Source organism: Methylobacterium sp. SyP6R, assembly GCF_019216885.1.
Lineage (GTDB): Bacteria > Pseudomonadota > Alphaproteobacteria > Rhizobiales > Beijerinckiaceae > Methylobacterium.
Map to the genome: position 1 here is coordinate 763,973 of NZ_JAAQRC020000001.1, position 20,172 is coordinate 784,144.

A 20,172-nucleotide genomic window follows, 5' to 3' on the forward strand; every position below is an offset into this window, starting at 1 on the left:
CCGTACTCCCGTCCTGCGGGCCGCACTGACGACCTGCGACCGCCTGGATGGTGCGAGACGTGCAGCTGCGGGCCCTGATCTACTTCAACGAACTCGCCCGGCACGGGTCGATGCGGCGGGCGGCGGAAAAGCTCGGCATCGCGCCCACCGCGATCAGCCGGCAGATCGAGAATCTCGAATACCATTTCGGCGCGCCGCTGGTGGAGCGCGACCCGACCGGGATCCGGCTCACCGCCGCCGGCGAGCTGCTCGCCGCCCGCTCGGCCCGCTCCTTGCGCGAGCTCGACCACGTCCGCACCCTGATCGACGACCTCAAGGGTCTGCGGGCCGGGCGGGTGACGGTCTATGCCAGCGGGGCGGCGGCCTCGGGCCTGCTGGTGCCGGCGCTGGCGGAGTTCTCCGCGACCTACCCGGACGTGCGCTTCGAGGTCGTGGTCGCGAGCGTCGGGCGCAGCATGCAGGCCCTCGCCGACGGGGAGGCGGATCTTGCCGTCACCCTGTTCACGCCGCCGCAGACCGAGACCTTCGTGCGCTTCCGCGTGCCGGTCGACCATGCCGCCGTGATGGCGCCCGACCATCCGCTGGCCGACCGCCTGCAGGTCGGCCCGCGCGACCTCCTGGCCCATCCGGTGGCGGTGCCGGACGCCGCCTTCGGGGTGCGCCAGGCGCTCGACGCGCAGATGCGCGAGGCGGGCCTGCCCGCCCTCGATCCGGTCTTCACCACCAGCGCCCTCGAGGTGCAGCTGGAACTGGCCCGACGCGGCCGGGCCGTGCTGGTCCTGCCGCCCTTCAGCGTGCGGCGCGACGCGGCGGCCGGGACATTGGTGGCGCGGCCGTTCCGGGAGCTGCGCATCCGCACCCATCTCGACCTGTCGCACCTGCGCGACCGGCCGCTCTCCTTCGCCGCCGCCAAGCTGGTGGGGGTTCTGGAGCATCACATGCCGGATTTCTGTGCAGGGGCCGAGGTGTAGCGGTTTCGGCTACGGGGTGCGCACCAGATCGCTGTTGCGGCCACACCAAAAATCCTGATCTCCTAGCGGCAGCATCGAGCCGCACGACATAAGACGGCCGGGTCAACGCCAAACCGAGGGGTTCCATGGTCCTGTTCACGCGCTCCTCAGTCTCCCGTCGGTTGGCCGGCAGCCTCGTGGCAGGCGCCTTCCTGGCGGCCCTCGCCCTGCCGGGCTTCGCCCAGGCCGCGCCGCGCACCGACCTCGTGCTCGGCATGCCGGTGGAGCCCCCGGGCCTCGACCCGACCAGCGCCGCCCCGACGGTGATCGGCCAGGTCGTGTGGCAGAACGTGTTCCAGGGCCTGACCCGGATCGACCGCGACGGCAAGGTGCAGCCGCAGCTCGCCAAGAGCTGGACGATCTCGCCCGACGGCCTGACCTACACCTTCGCCCTCCAGCAAGGCGTCAAGTTCCACAACGGCGAGGCGTTCGACGCCAACACGGCGAAATTCGCCCTCGACGCGATCCGGGCGCCGGGCTCGGTCAACCCGCAGAAGGCGCTCTACGCGGTCATCGCCGAGGTGACGGCGCCCGATCCGCAGACCCTGGTCCTCACCCTGTCGAAATCCTCCGGCAACCTGCTGTTCTGGCTCGGCCAGCCGGCGGCGGTGATGGTGGAACCGAAATCGCGCGACGGGCTGAAGAGCAATCCGGTCGGCACCGGGCCGTTCCGCTTCGCCGCCTGGCGCAAGGGCGACCGGGTCGAGCTGACGCGCAGCCCCGATTATTGGGACAAGGCCCGCCCGGTCCATCTCGACAAGGTGACGTTCCGCTTCATCGGCGATCCCCAGGCCGCCGCGGCGGCGCTCCGGGCCGGCGACGTCGACGCCTATCCGCTGCTGCCGGCGCCGGAACTCTACGGGGCGTTCCAGAAGGACAAGGCCTTCACCGCCGAGCCGGGCCTGACCGAGATGAAGGTCGTGGCCGGCATGAACAACGCCGAGAAGCCCTTCAGCGACAAGCGCGTGCGCCAGGCGCTGATGATGGCGGTGGATCGCAAGCTCCTGATCGAGGGGGCCTATTCGGGTTACGGCGCTCCGATCGGCAGCCACTACACGCCCAACGACCCGGGCTACAGGGACCTGACGGGGGTCTACCCCTACGACCCCAAGAAGGCGAAGGCGCTGCTGGCCGAGGCCGGCTACGCCAAGGGCCTGACCTTCAGCTTCAAGTCGCCGCAGATGGCCTACGCCACCCGCACGGCGGAAATCCTCCAGGCGATGTTTGCCGAGGTCGGGGTCACGATGACCATCGTCCCGACCGAGTTTCCGGCGAAATGGGTGCAGGAGGTGATGCGCGACCGCAAGTTCGACATGACGGTCATCGCGCATGCCGAGCCGATGGACATCGCGATCTACGCCAACGACCCCTATTACTTCGGCTACAAGAACCCGGCCTTCAACGACGTGGTGGCGAAGGCCGCCGCCTCCACCGACGAGGCGACCCGGCTGAAGCTGTACGGCGAGGCACAAGAGATCCTCGCCGAGGACGTGCCGGCCCTGTTCCTGTTCGTGCTGCCGAAGCTCAGCGTGTGGCGGGCCAAGCTCACGGGCTTCTGGAAGAACGAGCCGGTTCCGTCGAACGACCTGACCGAGGTGCGCTGGACGGAGTAGGGCGGGCCTCGCCTCTCCTGTGTAGGGGACGGGATTCTACCGTGACGTAAGAGTCTATTTCTCTTGCTTCACATGGTTCGTCCCACCCCCGACCTCATCCTGAGGTGCGAACGAAGTGAGCCTCGAAGGAGGGCTCCAGAACTCTCCGAGATATCTGGAGCCCTCCTTCGAGGTCAGCCGATCTACGATCGGCTAACACCTCAGGATGAGGTCATGGGTGGGATGACGCCGATACGGACGATGTATCCCTTGTTGATAGAGCCGGCTTCGAGACTCCCATCATGCTGAGGTACCTTCTCCGCCGCGCCGCCGGCTTCGCCGCCACCTTCCTGCTGATCTCCATCCTGGTGTTCTGCATGATGGAGATCGTGCCGGGGGATCCGGCCTCGGCGATGCTCGGCACCTCGGCGACGCCCGAGACGCTGGCGGCCCTGCGTGCCCAGATGGGGCTCGATGCCCCGGCGGTCCTGCGCTACCTGCGCTGGCTCGGCGGGCTCGTCACCGGCGACATGGGGGTGTCCTACACCTACGGCGTGCCGGTGGGCGGGCTGATCCTTGAGCGGCTGGCGGTGACGCTGCCCCTCACCGGGCTCGCGGTGCTGCTCGCCGTCGGCATCGCCCTGCCGCTCGGGGTCACCGCGGCGGCCCGTCCCGGCGGCGTGGCGGATGGCGCCGCCACCCTCTATGCGCAGGCCGGCATCGCTGTGCCGAATTTCTGGATCGGGCTCCTGCTCATCATGGTGGTGGCGCTCGGCCTCGGCTGGCTGCCGGCCGGGGGTTTTCCGGGCTGGGGCGTGCCCGGCGCAGGCCTGCGCGCCCTGCTGCTGCCGGCGCTCGCCCTCGCCATCCCGCAATCGGCCGTGCTGACCCGGGTGACCCGGGCCTCCGTGGTCGAGGTGATGAACGAGGATTTCGTCCGCACCGCCCGGGCCAAGGGCGCCTCGGTCTCCCGCGCCCTGTGGCGCCACGCGGTCCCGAACGCGCTGGTGCCGGTCATCACCATGCTGGGCCTTCAGATCTCGTTCCTGATCGGCGGCGCGGTGCTGGTCGAGAACGTGTTCACCCTGCCCGGCATGGGCCGGCTCGCCTGGCAGGCCATGGCGCAGCGCGACCTGATCGTGATCCAGAACGTCGTGATGGTCTTCGCCACCATCGTCATCGTGGTCAATCTCGGGGTCGACCTGCTCTACACGATCGTCGATCCCCGCCTGAGGAGGCGCGCATGACGGCCCTGGCCGTGAGGCTCCGCCGCGGCTGGCGTCCCGGCAGCCGCGCACTCCTCGTCGGCGGCATCCTGACCGCCTGCCTCGTCGGGATCGCGATCCTGTCCCTGGTCTGGACCCCCGAGGACCCGGCCCGGATGCACATTCTCCGGAAGCTGAAAGGGCCCCTGGTCTCGGGGCTGCTCGGCACCGACCATCTCGGGCGCGATGTCGCCTCGATGCTGATGCGCGGCGCCTTCAACTCGCTCACCACCGCGTTTGCGGCGGTGGCGGTCGGGGCGGTACTCGGCACGCTGGCCGGGGTCGCGGCGGCGGCGAACCACACGCTCGACGCGGTCCTGATGCGGATCTGCGACGCGCTCTTCGCCCTGCCGCCGATCCTGTCGGCGATCATGCTCGGCGCGCTGCTCGGCCCCGGCGCGCTCACCGCCATCGTCGCCATCGGGGTGTTCATGATCCCGGTCTTCGCCCGGGTGACCCGCGGCGCGGCGATGCAGATCTGGGCGCGCGAGTACATCATGGCCGCCCGGATGGCCGGCAAGGGCACGGCGCGGATCACCCTCGAGCACGTCCTGCCGAACATCTCGGCCCAGGTCATCGTCCAGGTCACGATCCAGCTCGCCATGGCGATCCTGACCGAGGCGGGCCTGAGCTTCCTCGGGCTCGGCCTGCCGCCGCCGGCCCCGACCTGGGGGCGGATGCTGGCCGAGTCGCAGACCTACCTGCTCCAGGCGCCGCATCTCGCGCTCGCCCCCGGCCTCGCCATCGCGGCAGCCGTGCTCGGCCTCAACCTCCTGGGCGACGGGCTCGCCGCCCGCCTCGATCCGCGCCGCCGGCAAGCCTCCTGATGCAAGTCTCCTGATGCTCGCGATCCGCAACCTCTCCATCGCCTTTCCGGGTCGTGACGGCCCGGTCCGGGTCGTCGACGACGTCTCGGTCGCGGTCGCCCGCGGCGAAAGCCTCGGCATCGTCGGCGAATCGGGCTCCGGCAAGTCGATGCTGTCGCTCGCCACCATCGGGCTCCTGCCGAAGAGCGCCCGCACCTCCGGCGAGATCCTGCTCGATGGCAAGAACATTCTCGCCATGGGTGAGAAGGACCTGTGCTCCCTGCGCGGACGGCGCATCGGCATGATCTTCCAGGAGCCGATGACGGCGCTCAACCCCGCCATGACGGCGGGCCAGCAGATCGCCGAAGGTATCCGCCTGCACCGCGGCACCGGCCGCACCGAGGCACGGGCCGAGTCCTTACGCCTCCTCGACCGGGTGCGGATCCCCGATCCCGCGCGTCGTATCGACAGCTACCCGCACGAGATGTCCGGTGGCCAGCGCCAGCGCGTCGGCATCGCGATCGCCCTAGCGTTGAAGCCCGATCTCCTGATCGCCGACGAGCCGACCACGGCGCTGGACGTGACGGTGCAGAAGGAGATCCTGGACATCCTCGACGAGCTGGTGGCCGATCTCGGCCTGTCCCTGATCCTGATCAGCCACGACCTCGGGGTGATCGCCCGCAGCACCGACCGGACCCTCGTGATGTGCCGCGGCCGCGCGGTGGAGGAGGGGCCGACCGAGGCTGTCCTGCGCCACCCGAGCGCGCAGTACACGAGCGACCTGATCGCGGCCCTGCCGCGCCGGGCCCGGGCGGGGCTCGCCGAGGAATCCCCGCTCGCCGCGGGAGGCGCCCGATGACCGGCCCGCTCCTGTCGATCGAGAACCTGACCCGCGACTATGCCCTCCGGGGCAAGGGCGGCACCACGCGGACCTTGCGGGCGGTCGACGGCGTCAGCCTCGCCGTCGCGCCCGGCAGCATCGTCGCGGTGGTCGGCGAATCGGGCTGCGGCAAGTCCACGCTCGCCCGCATCGTCATGGCCCTCGACCGGCCGACCGGCGGCACCGTGCGGCTCGGCGGCGACGACCTGTTCGCCCTGTCGCCGAAGGCGCTCGCGCGCAAGCGCCGCGACTTCCAGATGGTCTTCCAGGACCCCTACGGTTCGCTCAACCCCCGTCATTCGGTCGGCCGCATCGTCGCCGAGCCGCTGCACCTCATCGACGACGCCCCTCGGGGCCGCGACCGGGCCGCCCTGGTCGCCCGGGCGCTCGAGGATGTCGGGCTGCCGGCACAAGCCGCCGAGCGCTATCCGCACGAATTCTCCGGCGGCCAGCGCCAGCGCATCGCCATCGCCCGGGCGCTGATCACCAACCCCAAGCTCGTCGTCGCCGACGAGGCGGTCTCGGCCCTCGACCTGTCGATCCAGGCCCAGATCCTGCGCCTGATCCTGTCGTTGCGCGACCGGCACGGCCTGACGGTCCTGTTCATCACCCACAATATCGGCGTCGTCGACGAGATCGCCGACCGGGTCGGGGTGATGCAGGCCGGGCGCCTCGTCGAGACCGGGCCGGTGCGGGAGGTGCTCGACCATCCCCGCGAGGATTATACCCGCACGTTGCTCGCCGCGGAGCCGACCCTCGCGGTGCTGGGGCAGCGCAAGCGGAGGGCCTGACGGTACAGTTCCCGCTGCGTCATGTGACGGGCGCATGGCCGCCCCCCCATCCACCCGCTTGCTCGCCGCGACGCCGTATGTGAAAACGATTTCATGCACCGCGGCGATGGCGTCGCGGCGGTGTTGCCCTTCTTGGGCGTTTCCTCCCTAGACTTCGGGCCGCCTCGCAAGGGCGGCCTTTTTTCTGCGCGATGACCGCTCTGCGGATCGGAGTGAGGAGGAGCCGGGAGCCCGGCTTTCCGTTGCACCCGGGCGGATCCCGCGTATCGTGGCTGCACCCTGTCCGGCAGCGACGGGCCCATGGATCCTCCCAAAGAACCCTCCGACAATCCCGAGGCAGTGAGCGTTGCGCAGCGCGATCGTTCTGGGCGCCGGCATGGCCGGCATCGGCACCGCCCTCCACCTGCAGCAGCGCGGCTGGTCGGTCGCCCTCGTCGATCGGGGCGAGCCGGGGCGGGAGACGAGCTACGGCAATGCCGGCATCATCCAGAGCGAGGCGGTCGAGCCCTACGCCATGCCCCGCGACCGGGCGAGCTTGTGGGCGATCGCCACCGGGCGCAGCAACGACGTCCATTACGAGTTGCGCCATCTTCCCCGCCATCTCGGGCCGCTCCTGCGCTACTGGTGGCATTCGTCCCCCCGCCGCCACGCGGCGGCCTCGTGCGCCTACGCGACGCTGATCGCAAAGGCCGCCCCCGAGCACGCGGCGCTGATCGAGGCGGCGGGCGCCGCGGACCTCGTCCGCGCGACCGGCTTTCGCATCCTCCATCGCGGGCAGCGGGCGATGGACGCGGCGGTCGTGGAGGCCGAGCGGCTGGGGGCGCGCCACGGCCTGCGCGTACGGGCGCTCTCGCCGACCGATCTCGCCGCGGCCGAGCCGGCGCTGAAGCAGACGGGCGCGGGCGCGATCCACTGGGAGGATCCGTGGTCGGTCCGGGATCCCGGTGCGCTCGTCTCGGCCTATGCCGCCCTGTTCGCCCGACGCGGCGGGTCGCTGATGCGGGGCGAGGCGGACAGCCTCGCGCCGACCGCGCGGGGCTGGAGCGTCCGGACATCGGACGGGACGGTCGAGGCGGAGGCCGCCGTGGTGGCGCTCGGCCCCTGGTCGCCGGTCGTCCTGCGCCGGTTCGGCTACCGGATCGCCATGGTGGAGAAGCGCGGCTACCACCGGCACTGGCGTGCCGCCCGGACGCTGGACGTGCCGCTGCTCGATGCCGAGAACGGCTACGTCATGGCCCCGATGGCGGCGGGACTGCGCATCACCACCGGTGCCGAGCTGGCCTCCTCCGAGGCCGCGGCCAGCCCGGTCCAGCTCGCCCGCGCCGAGGCCGCGGCGCGCGACCTCGTCGATCTCGGGTCCCCGCGCGAGAACGCGCCCTGGTCCGGCATCCGCCCCTGCATGCCCGACATGCTGCCGGTCGTCGGGCCGGCGCCGCGCCATCCGGGCTTGTGGTTCCAGTTCGGGCACGGCCACCAGGGCTTCACCCTCGGGCCGGCGAGCGGCCGCCTCCTGGCCGAGGCGATGTCGGGCGAGACCCCGTTCGTACCGGACGCTCCGTTCGGCCCGGCCCGCCTCGCGGCGGCCTAAGGTTGATTCTACCTGACCTCTACTTGGACAAGGCCCGGATAGCCTCGCGGTAGACCGTGGCGGAACGCAGGATATGCCGGGCCAGGATCTCCAGCAGCCCATCCGCCTCGCCCGCCTCGAAATGCCCGATCATCGCCGCATGCTCGGAGAACGAGGTCTCCTGCTCGTGGCTGCGCGGCACCGAGAGCTGGGCGCGCAGAGCCGCCACCTGCCAGGCGATCGATTCGTAGGCCTTGGCGAGGTAGCCGTTGCCGCATTCCTTGAAGAAGCTGGCGTGGAACGCCGTATCGGCGCGGGCATAGGCGCGGGCATCGCCGGATCGCCTCGCCTCGAGCATCGCCGCGTGGGCCGTCCGCAAGCCGGCGAGTGCCGCCGCGGGCGCGCCAGCGAGGCTGAGGCGGACGGCCTCGCTCTCGAGCATCAGCCGGAAGCCTGCGAGCTGGTCGACGTCGTCGGGGGAGGGGTCGAACACGAACGTGCCCTTCTTCGGCACGATCACCACCAGACCCTGGGCCTGGAGGCGGGTCAGGGCCTCGCGCATCGGCGTCCGGCTCACCCCCATGGCGAGGCCGACCCCGTCCTCCGGCAGGGCCTGGCCGAAGGCGAGTTCGGCATTCACGATGGCGTCGCGGATCCGCTCCTCGACGGCGGCGGAGAGCGATTTCGGGACCGCGAGGTCGAGCTGGATCGGCATGGCACCTTATCGCACGGCCGCGCCTGCTCCGCGACTCGATCGTACTCTGTATCCAAGGTACAAGGTACTTGATCGGTGCCGGTGACTGCTGCATGAATCGCGGGCGAGAGCCGGACAGGCCGGGGAGGGGACGATCATGGAAGGAAGCATCGCGGCCCGCCCGCTCCGGGCCGGCCTGCCGGACGCGCTGGTCCGCACCCTGGCGGACCTGCTCGGCGAGCGCTTCACCCGCAGCCTGGCCGAGCGCGAGCATCACGGGCGCGGCGAATCCTACCACCCGACCGAGCCGCCCGACGCGGTCTGCTACGCCGTCTCGACGCAGGAGGTCGCGGACATCGTGCGCGCCTGCGCCGCCCACCGGGTTCCGGTGATCCCGTTCGGCGGCGGCACCTCGCTGGAGGGGCACGTCGCGGCGCTCCAGGGCGGCGTCTGCCTCGATCTGAGCCGCATGACCCGCATCGTCGCGGTGCGGTCCGACGATCTCGACGCGACCGTGGAGGCCGGCGTCACGCGCCACCAGCTCAACGCGCATCTGCGCGATACCGGCCTGTTCTTCCCCGTCGATCCGGGCGGCGAGAGCACGCTCGGCGGCATGGCGGCGACCCGGGCCTCCGGCACCAACGCGGTGCGCTACGGCACGATGAAGGACAACGTCGTGTCGCTCACCGCCGTGATGGCGGACGGCACGGTGATCCGCACCGGCTCGCGGGCGCGCAAGTCCTCGGCCGGTTACGACCTGACCCGGCTTCTCGTCGGCTCGGAGGGCACGCTCGGCATCGTCACCGAGCTGACGGTGCGGCTCCACGGCATCCCGGAGGCGGTCGCGGCCTCCGTCTGCGCCTTTCCGAGCGTCGAGGCGGCGGTCGCCACGGTGGTCGAGATCGTCCAGTGCGGCGTGCCGATCGCCCGGGTCGAGCTCCTCGATCCCGTCACCATCGCGGCGGTGAACCGCCATTCCGGCACGGCCCTGCCCGAGGCCCCGACCCTGTTCATGGAGTTCCACGGCACGCCGGCCGGCACTGCCGAGCAGATGGCCGTGGTGGGGGCGCTGGCCGAGGGCAACGGCGCGCTCGGCTTCGAGACGGCGGCCGATGCCGAGGCGAGGGCGCGTCTCTGGCGCGCGCGCCACGACGTCCACTACGCGGTCCAGGCCTTGCGCCCGAACGGTCGCGTCTGGAGCACCGACGTCTGCGTGCCGATCGCCAGCCTGCCGCGCTGCCTCGCCGAGACCCGGGCCGACATCGCCGGCGCCTCGTTCCCGATCACCACGGTCGGCCATGTCGGCGACGGCAACTTCCACCTCGGCCTGATCGTCGATCCGTCGAGCGAGGCGGAGCTGGCGGAGGCCGCTGGGATCAACGACCGGCTGGTGCGACGCGCCATCGCGCTCGACGGCACCTGCACCGGCGAGCACGGCATCGGCTCGGGCAAGGTCAAGTTCATGGACCTCGAGCACGGGGCGGCGATCGGGGTGATGCGGGCGATCAAGCAGGCGCTCGACCCCCTCGGCATCCTCAATCCCGGCAAGGTGCTGCCGGCCCCCGACAGGAGCGACGCGCGATGAGCGCCCGGCAAGCGATGCCTCAGGCCTCCATGACCGACGCGGTCGTCCTCGTCACCGGCGGCGCCTCCGGCATCGGCCGCGCCATCGTCGACGCGGTCGTCGCCGCCGGCGGCCGGGCGATCGTCTGGGACGTGGACGCGGCCGGCCTCTCGACCTGCGCCGGCGCGCACGGCGCTCGCGTGACCCTCGCGCGGGTCGACGTCGCCGATGCCGGCGCGGTCGCGGCCGCGATGGCCGATTTGACCCCGGACTGGGCGCCGACCCACCTCGTCAACAATGCCGGCATCATCGGCCGCCGGATGCGGCTCTCCGAGATGGACCCGGCGGAGATCGACCGGGTGCTCGCCGTCAACCTCAAGAGCGTGCTCTACGGCACCCGGGCCTTCCTGGAGCGGCGCCGGCCGCATCCGGGCGCGGCCATCGTCAACCTGTCGTCGATCGCCGCCCGCACCGGCGGCATGCCGGGCAACGCGCTCTACGCCACCACCAAGGGCGCCGTCGCCTCGCTGACGATCGCCGCCGCCAAGGAACTGGCCCCGGAGGTGCGGGTCAACGCCCTGGCGCCCGGGGTCATCGACACGCCGATCCAGGACGACGTGTTCGGCGGCGACCGCGGCCGGGTGGCGGAGATCGCCCGCGCGATCCCGCTGCAGCGGCCCGGCACCGCGGCGGAGGTGGCCGAGGCCGCCCTCTGGCTGCTCTCGCCGGCCGCGGCCTACGTCACCGGCACGGTGCTCGACATCGCCGGCGGGCGCTGACGCGCCGGCCGGCACCGACGCATCGCCCGTCGAAACGGTCACCGGCCCGGCGAAGGCCACGATGCGACGGTCGGGAAACGCGCGGACCTGCGCCCTGCGGGTCCGCTCGGAACGGTCTCACGACAACAAACGAAGGGGAACGCTCATGACATCCGCCACCGCCTCACCGCCCTCGGAGACCGACGCCGCCGTCGCCACCGCCCGGCGCCGCCTGGTGCCGTTCCTGGTGCTGATGTACCTGCTCGCCTATCTCGACCGCGCCAACGTGGCCTATGCCAAGCAGGCGCTCCAGCTCTCGACCGGGATCACGGAGGCGGCCTTCGCTTTCGCGGCCGGTATCTTCTTCGTCGGCTACGCGGTGTTCGAACTGCCCAGCAACCTGATCCTGCACCGGGTCGGCGCGCGGGTCTGGCTGTCGCGCATCATGGTGACCTGGGGGCTGCTCGCCGCCGCGATGGCCCTCGTGCAGGGCGACACCTCGTTCGCGGTCCTGCGGGTGCTGCTCGGCATCGCCGAGGCGGGCTTCTTCCCCGGCGTGCTGCTCTACCTGACCTACTGGTTTCCGGCGAAGGAACGGGCCCAGATCCTCGGCCTGTTCTACCTGAGCCAGCCGCTCTGCTTCATCCTCGGCGGGCCGATCTCAGGGCTCCTCATCGACATGCACGGCGCCTTCGGCCTGCACGGCTGGCAGCTGATGTTCGTCGTCGAGGGCCTGGCCGCCTCGCTCGTCGGCGTGTGGGCGTACGTCTACCTCACCGACCGCCCGCGCGACGCCGCCTGGATGCCGGTCCGCCAGCAGGCCGCGCTGGAGGCGGCGCTCGCCACCGAGAACGCCGCCAAGTCGGCCCACGGCGCGGTGAAGCTCGGCGCGATCTTCCGCAACCCGCTGCTGGCGCATTTCGCGCTCACCTATTTCTCGATCGCGATCTGCGGCTACGGCATCGCCTTCTACCTGCCGGCGCAGGTGAGCGCGCTCCTCGGCACCAAGATCGGCCTCACCGTGACGCTCGTCACCAGCATCCCGTGGCTCTGCGCCTTCGCGGTCAGCGCGTTCTGGCCCGGCCTCGCCCAGCGCACCGGCCGGCGGCGGCTGTTCGCGGTGGCGTCGCTCCTCGGCGCCGGCCTCGGCATGATCGCGTCCGGCTACCTCCCGCCCCTCGTCGCCGTGATGGCGCTCTGCGTCTCCGTCGCCGGGCTGATCAGCGCCCAGCCGATCTTCTGGACCTTCCCGATGGGCTATTTCGGCGGCGCCGCGGCGGCCGGCGGCATCGCGATCATCAACGCCATCGGCAATCTCGGCGGCTTCGTGGCGCCGAACCTCAAGGTCGCCGCGGAAGGCTGGGCCGGCACGAGCCTCGCCGGGCTGTGGGTGATCGGCGGCGGCGCGCTCCTCGCCGCGCTCCTCGTGGCGCTGATCCCGGCCCGGGCGGAGCTCAAGGAGGAGGCCCGCTCCGGCGCGGTCGCCTCGAAGGGAGCGCTGGCATGACGGCGCGCGTGAGCCCCGCCGCCCGGCTGCGCGCCGGGATGGCGGAGGGCATCGTCATGGCGCCCGGCGCGGCCGACGCGCTGACGGCCCGCCTCGTCGAGCGGGCCGGCTTCCCGGCGGTCTACATGACAGGGTTCGGGGCCACGGCATCCCGGCTCGGCCTGCCCGATCTCGGCCTGATGTCGCAGACCGAGATGACCGAGCAGGCCCGGATCATGACCCGGGCGGTGACGATCCCGGTCGTCGCCGATGCCGATACCGGCTATGGCGGGCCGGCCAACATCCACCGTACGGTGCGCGAATACGTCCAGGCCGGGGTCGCGGCGATCCACCTCGAGGACCAGGTGGCGCCGAAGCGTTGCGGCCAGCTCGCCGGGATCCGCCTCGTCGATGCCGAGGAGAATGCCCGGCGTCTCGCCTGCGCCCTCGAGGCGCGGGGCGACGACGACCTCCTGGTCATCGGCCGCACCGACGCGCTGCCGGCCATCGGCCTCGACGAGGCGGTCCGCCGGGCCGCCCTCTACGCGCAAGCGGGCGTCGACCTCGTCTTCGTCGACGGCGTCAAGCGCATCGCGGAGATCGAGGCGATCGCCCGCGCCGTGCCGGGGCCGAAGGTCGTGTCGATCGTCGACGGCACCGAGGCGGTGGCGCTGACCGCCGCCGATCTCCAGGCGATGGGCTTCGGCCTCGCCTTCTACGCGCTCAGCGCCCTGTTCTCCGCCGTGCGGGCGATGGAGGAGACCCTTGCCGTCCTCAAGCGCGACGGCACGCCGCGCGCCCGCGCCGACACCATGACGACCTACGGCGATTTCGCCGATCTGGTGGACCTTGCCGGGCATCAGGCCCGGGCAGACCGGTTCGGCGGTTGATCCCGCCGATCCCGCGCGCGGCTCCCACGCCGCGCGCGTCTTTGCGCGTTCGGCCGAGCCGCCGTCGAACCGGCCTCGCATGGGCACCGGACAGCTGCAAGACCTGAGGATTTCCGTTGACTCTGCCAGCCGGTATCCACGCCGACGGCCATGACGCCGAACGCGTCAGAAATTGTTTGAAATCAAGATTTTGGAAGAGTGTTTGGCGGAGACGGAGGGAGTGTCCCCAGTGTGCTGTTACTCGTGTATTTTCAATGGCTTACTGGACGGCTCGGAAGCCGTTGTGTACCACCTTCGTGGACCCTCGTCCAGGATCCCGGTACCGGCATTTCGGTCGTAGTCGAACGGTGTCCCGGCGGGTGAGTATGGGCTGTGCTGCATGCACACTGTACGAGCGCCTTAAGGCGTTCGGCGAGATTGAAGCCGGTCGCTCGGGCATCTGGAGTTTTCTCTTCCTGCAGATGGTAGCGCGAAGTCCATTCGCCGCGACCATCCCTTTGCTGGAAGCTGAGCTGTGGTCCGCCGATACGGGCAAGGTAAGCTTATTCCTCAGCATTTTCACGAATCTCGGCCGCCTGCCTGACTGAGCGGCGACCGCGATATTGCTTAAGGCGTCCTTCCACCCTGACCGTTCGGTGCGCGCAACAGCTGCGTTGTTGTCGGCTAAGAGGCGCACGAGGATGGCCCTCGCGGCTTTGAAGGAGCGCCTCGCCGCCGATACGGACCCGGTCATCGGCGTTCTTCTAGGAGACGCCATCGTGGCCTCAGGCGCCGCGTCGGTTGCCGACCTTAGTGGTGCGTCATCCGAATCGGCGCACCTCTTGTTGTGACGGTGCGTTCTAGCCGCGCGCACGCGCGATGCCTCCTTCGCACCTCAGCTCGCCCTGCTCGCCAACGATCCCATCCGAGTCTGCTCACCTAACGAGGTTACAGAAATCTTGTAGTAATTTTGCTCGCTGGCCAGTCGACTCGCAGGCTGTTTTCGACGCACGCTTCCAGCGTTTTGTGTAGCGCCAAGCTTCCTAGTACTGCGAAATCGGGCATCTGATGGCTGGACTAGCTGCAGCGGCTGGGCAGGATGAGGGTTGCTGATTGAGCTGTACACATAGGCTAGGAGGGAGCTTGTTCATTTGGTCACACCTGGAGTAGTTACGTTTAAGGGTGTCCCGGTCTTGGAGGTGGCCAGATGGTGTTTAGAAGCAAGATTCGGGATAGTGTAATAAACGGGCTGCTTGAGAAAGCCGCGAATAGAAAATACGGACACTACTTGTCAAAGGTTGTCATGAAAAGGGTTCGTGGGTTTGCAGACGAGCCGATAGCTTTCGACTTCCCTGTGACCGCTCTTATTGGCCCGAACGGAGGGGGTAAGACAACTATATTAGGCGCTGCCGCCTGTGCCTACAAAGATGTCTCTCCCCGCAGGTATTTCGCAAAAAGTGGCAAGTATGATGAGACCATGCAGGATTGGTCTATAGAGTACGAGTTGATAGACAAGAGGCTTAGCCCGCGTGACATAGTGCGGAGAACGGCGAGCTTCCGAAATGCTCGATGGAATCGCGATGCTGTCGAACGGCCTGTGCTTGTATTTGCTGTATCTCGCACCGTACCAGCCAACGAACGGAGCGAATTACTTAGATGCGCTTCCGGTTCGTTCGCTGTACCTGACTTAGATGTATCGCATTTTTCTGAGGCTTTGCAGCGCGCTGTGGCCCGCATATTAGGGAAAGACATCAGCGGATTTCGCCAGTTGAATATCGATAGGTCTGGAAGGGTGACCTTACTCACCGGCGCCACCCGTACCGGGACAAGTTATTCTGAGTTTCATTTCGGCGCCGGAGAGTCTAGCATCATAAGGATGGTCTCAAAAATTGAGAGTGCCCCTGACCAGACCTTGGTGTTAATTGAGGAAATCGAGAATGGCCTTCATCCGGTAGCTACAGTCAGACTTGTGGAGTATCTCATCGACGCTGCAGACCGAAAAAATCTTCAGGTAATATTTACTACGCACTCGAATGAGGCATTGTTGCCGTTGCCAACGAAGGCAGTGTGGGTAGCCACGCAAGACAAAATATTTCAGGGCAAGCTGGACGTTGGTTCTCTACGCGCCATTACAGGCCAAATCGAAACGAAGGCTGTGGTATTCGTAGAGGATAGTTTTGCCAAGATTTGGGTAGAGGCTATCCTGCGGCAGAGCCTGAATTTCCCGCTTGATCATGTTCAGGTGCATGCGATGACGGGTGATGGGACGGCAGTTGCAATGAATAAATACCACAACGCCAACCCAGCAGTTTCGACTAGATCGGTTTGTATTATCGACGGCGACTCTCAGCAGGTAGAGAGTGAGGAAGCGCTTGTGTTCCGCCTTCCAGGGAAGGCGCCAGAATCATACGTATTTGACTCTGTCATTGAGGAATGGGATAAAATTGGAGGAAAGTTGGCCGTGGCTGTGCTGGACAGATTTGAGAATTATAGCAGAGTCTTGCAGATATGCCAGCAGGTGCGACGGCAGAACATGGACCCTCATTTGCTCTACTCTCAAGTTGGCGAGCAGCTTGGCCTGGTGCCGGAGGCCATTGTCAGCGCGGCGTTTGCTAACCTTTGGGCTCAGATCTATACGCAGAAAGCCGCCCCTATCGCTCATGCCGTTATGAGGATTGTTGACGATCTCAAAGATCGTCGATCTGCGGCTTCCGATGATGTCAAATGTAATTTGATCGCAGCTTCGGATAACTGAGTTTTCCAGGCGAGTGGATGAAGCTGCGGAAGGCCGGTCTGGGTCAATTTCCGAGGTTCACGAACAGCCTAAATTTTTACGTAGGATGTTCGTACTTAGAAAACAGCAGGTCGGCCCAGCCACGTGGATGAAGAAACGGAGCGGCCTTTAGAGTGCGCGATGCAAGTAAATGATATTGCGATGCTATTTAAGGTGACGAGGAGCGGCCGCGGACTGCGTCTCCCCGCTCCCATCCGCGAACGCTAAAGCTCAGCAGTCAAGATCGGGGACCACCTTCGCATATCCTCGTTTGGTCGTCGCGAGCAGCTGGCGATAGCCGTAGCCCGCTGTTCGATGGAGGGCCCGAAAGGGGGATGACGTAAGCCCCCAAACCGCAGGCATGACGGGTCGGCAGTGAGAGCCGGACGCCAGGTGGGGAGAGAGGCTCGTCGTCCAAGGAGCCTCCCACGGCGTCGCTTGTGAAGCGAGCGTCAAACGATGATCCTCCCGGCAGCTTGTGCTGCAGCGGCGTAGGCGGAGAGGGAGCGATCGGCCCGGAAGTGTAGATCCCGCTCAACGGGTAGACGAAGGCGGCCCCGAAGGGCCGCGAGTTCGAGCAGGCAGACGTATCCCAGCTCGGGGGAACCGAGACCAGGATCGCACAAGCCGAAGGCCCGGGTCGGCTCAGCAGGGTCGAGTTCCGTCAGGAGCCAAGTGCCGGCGCCGTCCGGCATGAAAAGCTTCACGACCGGTAAAGGGTCGATGTCTTCGCCTCGGGCGGTACGGCCGCCGTTGGCGAGAAGCTGCTGACGGAGGGCAGCGGTGAGAAGGGCAGGCATCAACGCATTGTCCCGGTAGCAGGGGAGATTGGCGACGATGTGGCTGGCTTCGTCTTGGTAGGTCGGACGGATTTTCGCGGGCGCGGCGCGGACGAAGGCCCCGGGGTAGAAGTGGGTGATGCGGCGGGGGAGGGCCGTCTCGCCCGGCGGGTTGATGCCGCCGAGGCTGTAGAAGGCTTCGCCGCGGCGTCGGTGGCCGGCGAGAGGGGAGGCGGCAGGGCGCACAAAGGGCCGGCAGCCGGCGGCGGCTCGTCACCATGAAGGGCGAGGCGGGCGACCCGGGCGTGATCGCAGTACCGAGCCCAGAGTTGGCGAGCCAAGTCGGAGGCGCCGGCCTGGGCAGTCGCGGCAATGACGGCTTCCAGCGTGAGATTGACGAAGGCGACCCCGCTGGCGTCGCCCATACCCGCGGGATCGACAAGTTCGGCCCGGTAGCGGGCTGCGACAGCCTGCGCTCGACGGTTGAGCTGGGGTGCGATGAGGACGAAGCAGCCCCGCGAGGCCAGCCCGTGGCGCAGCATGAGGTCCGTCAGGACGTGCTCGCGGCGCAACTGCTCGAAGCCGGGGCGGGAGAGGATGGCGCCCGCGGCGTCGCGGTAGAGACCGCTCGCCTGCGCTGCTTCGACGTAGCGGGCTCGCGGTGTGGCAGCCGGACCCGAGAGACCCTCGACGAACTTCAGCTCGACGGTGACGACCGCAGCTTCACCGTCGGGGGTGATGGCTTCGATGAGGGCGTCCAAGGCGGTGCCGTCGCCGAAGTAGGCGTCGTCGAACCGGCCCGGGCTGTGCTCGAAGCGGAGAGCGGTGACGTCCTGGATGAAGCCCGGCAGGAGGTGGCGCCAGACCCGCGTGGCGAGGTCGAGGTCAGTAGCCAGCGGGGCGAGGAGGTTGAGGGTCAGCGCCTGAGAGGAGAAGGTTGGCCCAGAGCCGATCCTCATTCCACAACGCCCCGGGCTCACGAAAGAGCAGTGCCTGGCGGGCGTGGTCGCGGATGGCGGGGGTGAGGAAGGTAGCTCCGGCCTGCGCAGCATCGCGATGAAGCAGCCAATTGGCGGGACCACGGCGTGGCGAGCGCAAGGTGGTGGTCCTCGCAGCCGACGCCGGGGGTAGCTGCTGGTCCTGTCGCCAGAGGTGGGCGAGCAGACGCGCGGAAGCGGCGAAGCGGCTGTCGTTGGCAACGAAGGTGTGGTGCTGCCGACGAATGGCCTCGCTGAGGAAGGGAGCGTAGGCGAGGGGTTGGATGAAGGCAGGATCGACGGGGAGGGGAGTGATGTAGTTCATGGAGCTGACCTCGAGCTGGAGGGGTCAGCCAGGTATTCACTTCGAGAGAGCAGAACTTGCGGGAGGCAGATAGGAAGAGGTTGGCTGGATTGCGGGGCCGCTCCCTCGGTAGAGGCCTAGCAAGGTTGCCTACTCTGGTGCTGTAGAGCGCTTCTGCTGGATAGGGGCATCGCAGCATCACTTGCCTCTCTCGGCACTCACCTCCCTGGTCATTCTCTCTTTCTCTGGGGCTATATAATATACATTTCCGCACGTTCTACGCATCTGCATATGGACATAAACCCCTAGCGTTGTGCATTGCATAGCAAGTGAAGTGCCGGGTCGAAGCTGAGCAGTCATGGTTTTGCTCAAGCGCGGACGTGCCGGAAAGCCGAAAATGACCGATTTTGTTGAAAAACTCGGAGATGGCGCCTGCGGCCTCGTTTCACGCCCCATCTAGGAGAAAATCCATCTTCAATCGCAGCGGCAACTACGCGTTTATACCCGGAAGAGCTGTATCATAAAAAAATTCATTCTACGTGGCGCTTTGTGCAAGGTGCTACTTCAGCTGGCGTTGGAGTTTTTCAACACAATCGACCCTTTGCAGACTTTCGAGCCGACCTAGCCAGAGGTCCGCTCATTGCCTAAAATCCGACACTCTGAATTCTACGGCCAAAACCAAATAAGCTCTACCGTTCGAAGGACCGCTGAACGGGCGGGGAGCAGACCCCTCTCCGCTAACCCGAAGCGCATCTTCCGCATCCGATCCATGTTAACCGTCAGGGACAGCTATCGAAGCCTACCCACATCAGCCATTCGTCAGCCGCTCAGCAAGTTGGTCCGTAGCACAGGACAACGCTGTGATCAGGAGTGGAACAAGGGTTCATCCGCACTTTCGGTGCTGATGGAGGGGATCGGGCGCCGATGCGCATGGCAGCCCTAGGGCAACACGACGCCGATCTCGAACCCGTCCATGCCGTCGGTCCCGGACGGCCTTCACGTCGATGCACTGACGCTGGACACAGCCGGGTTGCTCATTACCGCCCACACTACCGCGGCCCAGGCAACCTGTTCGAGTTGCGGACAATCCTCGACGCGCGTTCACAGCGCGTACTGGCGAACCCTCAAGGACCTGCCGTGGCAAGATCGGACTGTGACGTGGCACCTGCGCGTGCGCCGCTTCCGCTGCGGCCAGTACCCGGGGCGGATCTTCGCCGAACCCGTAGCGGGGCTGGGTTCACGCAAAGCGCGTCGAAGCGAACGATGGGCTGAGACGCAGACCGACATCGGCATGGTGCTCGGCGGCGAGCCCGGTGCTCGTTTGTCGCGACGACTGGCGATGCCGGTCAGCGGCGACACGGTTCTGCGCCTGATCCGTCGGCGCGGCATCGCCTCTTCGCCGGCGCCGCGCGTGGTCGGCATCGATGATTGGGCGTGGCGACGCGGTCAGTCCTACGGCACCATCGTCTGCGACCTGGAACGGCGGAGCGTCATCGACCTGCTGCCCGTTCGCTCCGCGACACCGGTGCGGGACTGGCTTGCCGCCCATCCGAGCGTCGCCGTCGTCAGCAGTGGCGCCGGACCCTACGCCGAGGCTGCGCGCACAAGCGCTCCGGCGGCGATGTAGGTTGCGGATCGCTGGCGTGCGACCTGAGTGTCGCCCAAGAATCGCGCCTTCACCAAGGCACTGTGCAAGGCGGCTCCGCGCTTGAAGCGGACGGCCGAGGATGTACGCGCCTTCACCGATCTCCTACACCAGAACGATCCCGCCGGACTGACGCCTTGGCTGGAGGCTGCCGCTGCCACCGAACTCGGCGGGTTCGTCACCGGGCTTCGGCAGAATGAGGAGGCCGTGCGCGGCGATCGCCGAGCCCGGGAGCAACGGCCAGGTAGAAGGGCAGGTTGACCGCCTCAAACTGATCAAACGCAGCATGTATGGTCGAGACAAGTTCGACCTGCTCCGCCAGCGAGTGCCGCACGCCGCGTGAACCGAGCCCACAGAGCTTGGCTTGACAAACACCTGTCAGCATCAAAAGTGCGAATTAGCCCATATTTTA

The 20,172-nt window shown here is 67.7% G+C and carries 14 protein-coding genes and 2 pseudogenes; 13 read left to right on the forward strand and 3 right to left on the reverse strand.

Features of this window, described 5'->3' with window-relative positions; genetic code table 11:
- Positions 1–59: 59 nt before the first annotated feature.
- The 7 genes from HBB12_RS03445 (at position 60) to HBB12_RS03475 (ending at position 7,932) form a co-directional block, all read left to right on the forward strand.
- Positions 60–971: a LysR family transcriptional regulator gene (locus HBB12_RS03445; RefSeq protein ID WP_236992648.1), complete on the forward strand. Its 912-nt coding sequence runs from the start codon at positions 60–62 to the stop codon at positions 969–971.
- A 125-nt stretch (positions 972–1,096) separates the two neighbouring features.
- Positions 1,097–2,623, forward strand: coding sequence for an ABC transporter substrate-binding protein (locus HBB12_RS03450; RefSeq protein WP_236988080.1), 1,527 nt, complete (start codon positions 1,097–1,099; stop codon positions 2,621–2,623).
- A 281-nt stretch (positions 2,624–2,904) separates the two neighbouring features.
- Positions 2,905–3,849: an ABC transporter permease gene (locus HBB12_RS03455; RefSeq protein WP_236988081.1), complete on the forward strand. Its 945-nt coding sequence runs from the start codon at positions 2,905–2,907 to the stop codon at positions 3,847–3,849.
- The gene (locus HBB12_RS03460; protein ID WP_236988082.1) at positions 3,846–4,694 is read left to right on the forward strand and encodes an ABC transporter permease; all 849 of its coding nucleotides are present in this window, start codon (positions 3,846–3,848) and stop codon (positions 4,692–4,694) included. Before HBB12_RS03455 ends, HBB12_RS03460 begins: the two co-directional genes overlap by 4 nt.
- Positions 4,695–4,707: 13 nt before the next feature.
- Positions 4,708–5,532, forward strand: coding sequence for an ATP-binding cassette domain-containing protein (locus tag HBB12_RS03465; RefSeq protein WP_236988083.1), 825 nt, complete (start codon positions 4,708–4,710; stop codon positions 5,530–5,532).
- Positions 5,529–6,344 carry an ATP-binding cassette domain-containing protein gene (locus HBB12_RS03470; RefSeq protein WP_236988084.1) on the forward strand — a complete coding sequence of 272 codons (816 nt, stop codon included), beginning with the start codon at positions 5,529–5,531 and terminating at the stop codon, positions 6,342–6,344. The genes HBB12_RS03465 and HBB12_RS03470 overlap by 4 nt, the downstream gene beginning before the upstream one ends.
- Before the next feature lie 346 nt (positions 6,345–6,690).
- Positions 6,691–7,932, forward strand: a complete 1,242-nt coding sequence (locus HBB12_RS03475) for an NAD(P)/FAD-dependent oxidoreductase (protein ID WP_236988085.1) — start codon at positions 6,691–6,693, stop codon at positions 7,930–7,932.
- Between the two features lie 19 nt (positions 7,933–7,951).
- Here the strand turns inward: HBB12_RS03475 and HBB12_RS03480 are convergent, their stop codons facing one another.
- Positions 7,952–8,626, reverse strand: coding sequence for a GntR family transcriptional regulator (locus HBB12_RS03480; RefSeq protein WP_236988086.1), 675 nt, complete (start codon positions 8,624–8,626; stop codon positions 7,952–7,954).
- Positions 8,627–8,762: 136 nt separating this feature from the next.
- Between HBB12_RS03480 and HBB12_RS03485 the strand changes: the two genes are divergently transcribed.
- The 5 genes from HBB12_RS03485 to HBB12_RS03505 all read left to right on the forward strand — a co-directional run bounded on the left by HBB12_RS03485 (position 8,763) and on the right by HBB12_RS03505 (position 16,037).
- Positions 8,763–10,190, forward strand: coding sequence for an FAD-binding oxidoreductase (locus HBB12_RS03485; RefSeq protein ID WP_236988087.1), 1,428 nt, complete (start codon positions 8,763–8,765; stop codon positions 10,188–10,190).
- Positions 10,187–10,948, forward strand: coding sequence for an SDR family NAD(P)-dependent oxidoreductase (locus HBB12_RS03490; protein WP_236988088.1), 762 nt, complete (start codon positions 10,187–10,189; stop codon positions 10,946–10,948). The genes HBB12_RS03485 and HBB12_RS03490 overlap by 4 nt, the downstream gene beginning before the upstream one ends.
- A 145-nt stretch (positions 10,949–11,093) precedes the next feature.
- On the forward strand, positions 11,094–12,434 hold the full coding sequence (locus HBB12_RS03495) for an MFS transporter (protein WP_236988089.1): 1,341 nt from the start codon (positions 11,094–11,096) through the stop codon (positions 12,432–12,434).
- Positions 12,431–13,303: an isocitrate lyase/PEP mutase family protein gene (locus tag HBB12_RS03500; protein ID WP_236988090.1), complete on the forward strand. Its 873-nt coding sequence runs from the start codon at positions 12,431–12,433 to the stop codon at positions 13,301–13,303. Before HBB12_RS03495 ends, HBB12_RS03500 begins: the two co-directional genes overlap by 4 nt.
- 1,186 nt (positions 13,304–14,489) lie before the next feature.
- On the forward strand, positions 14,490–16,037 hold the full coding sequence (locus tag HBB12_RS03505; RefSeq protein WP_236988091.1) for an ATP-dependent nuclease: 1,548 nt from the start codon (positions 14,490–14,492) through the stop codon (positions 16,035–16,037).
- A 470-nt stretch (positions 16,038–16,507) separates the two neighbouring features.
- Here HBB12_RS03505 and HBB12_RS03510 read toward each other — a convergent pair whose 3' ends face one another.
- Both HBB12_RS03510 and HBB12_RS03515 read right to left on the reverse strand, forming a co-directional pair.
- Complete coding sequence (locus HBB12_RS03510; protein WP_442919221.1) at positions 16,508–16,855, reverse strand: DUF2958 domain-containing protein; 348 nt, start codon at positions 16,853–16,855, stop codon at positions 16,508–16,510.
- Positions 16,855–18,136 (reverse strand): annotated as a pseudogene (locus HBB12_RS03515) (PGN_0703 family putative restriction endonuclease). Before HBB12_RS03515 ends, HBB12_RS03510 begins: the two are co-directional and overlap by 1 nt.
- Positions 18,137–19,088: 952 nt before the next feature.
- On the opposite strand from HBB12_RS03515, the pseudogene HBB12_RS34430 reads away from it, so the two are divergent.
- A pseudogene (locus HBB12_RS34430) lies at positions 19,089–20,103 on the forward strand (ISL3 family transposase).
- The last annotated feature ends 69 nt before the right edge of the window (positions 20,104–20,172 follow it).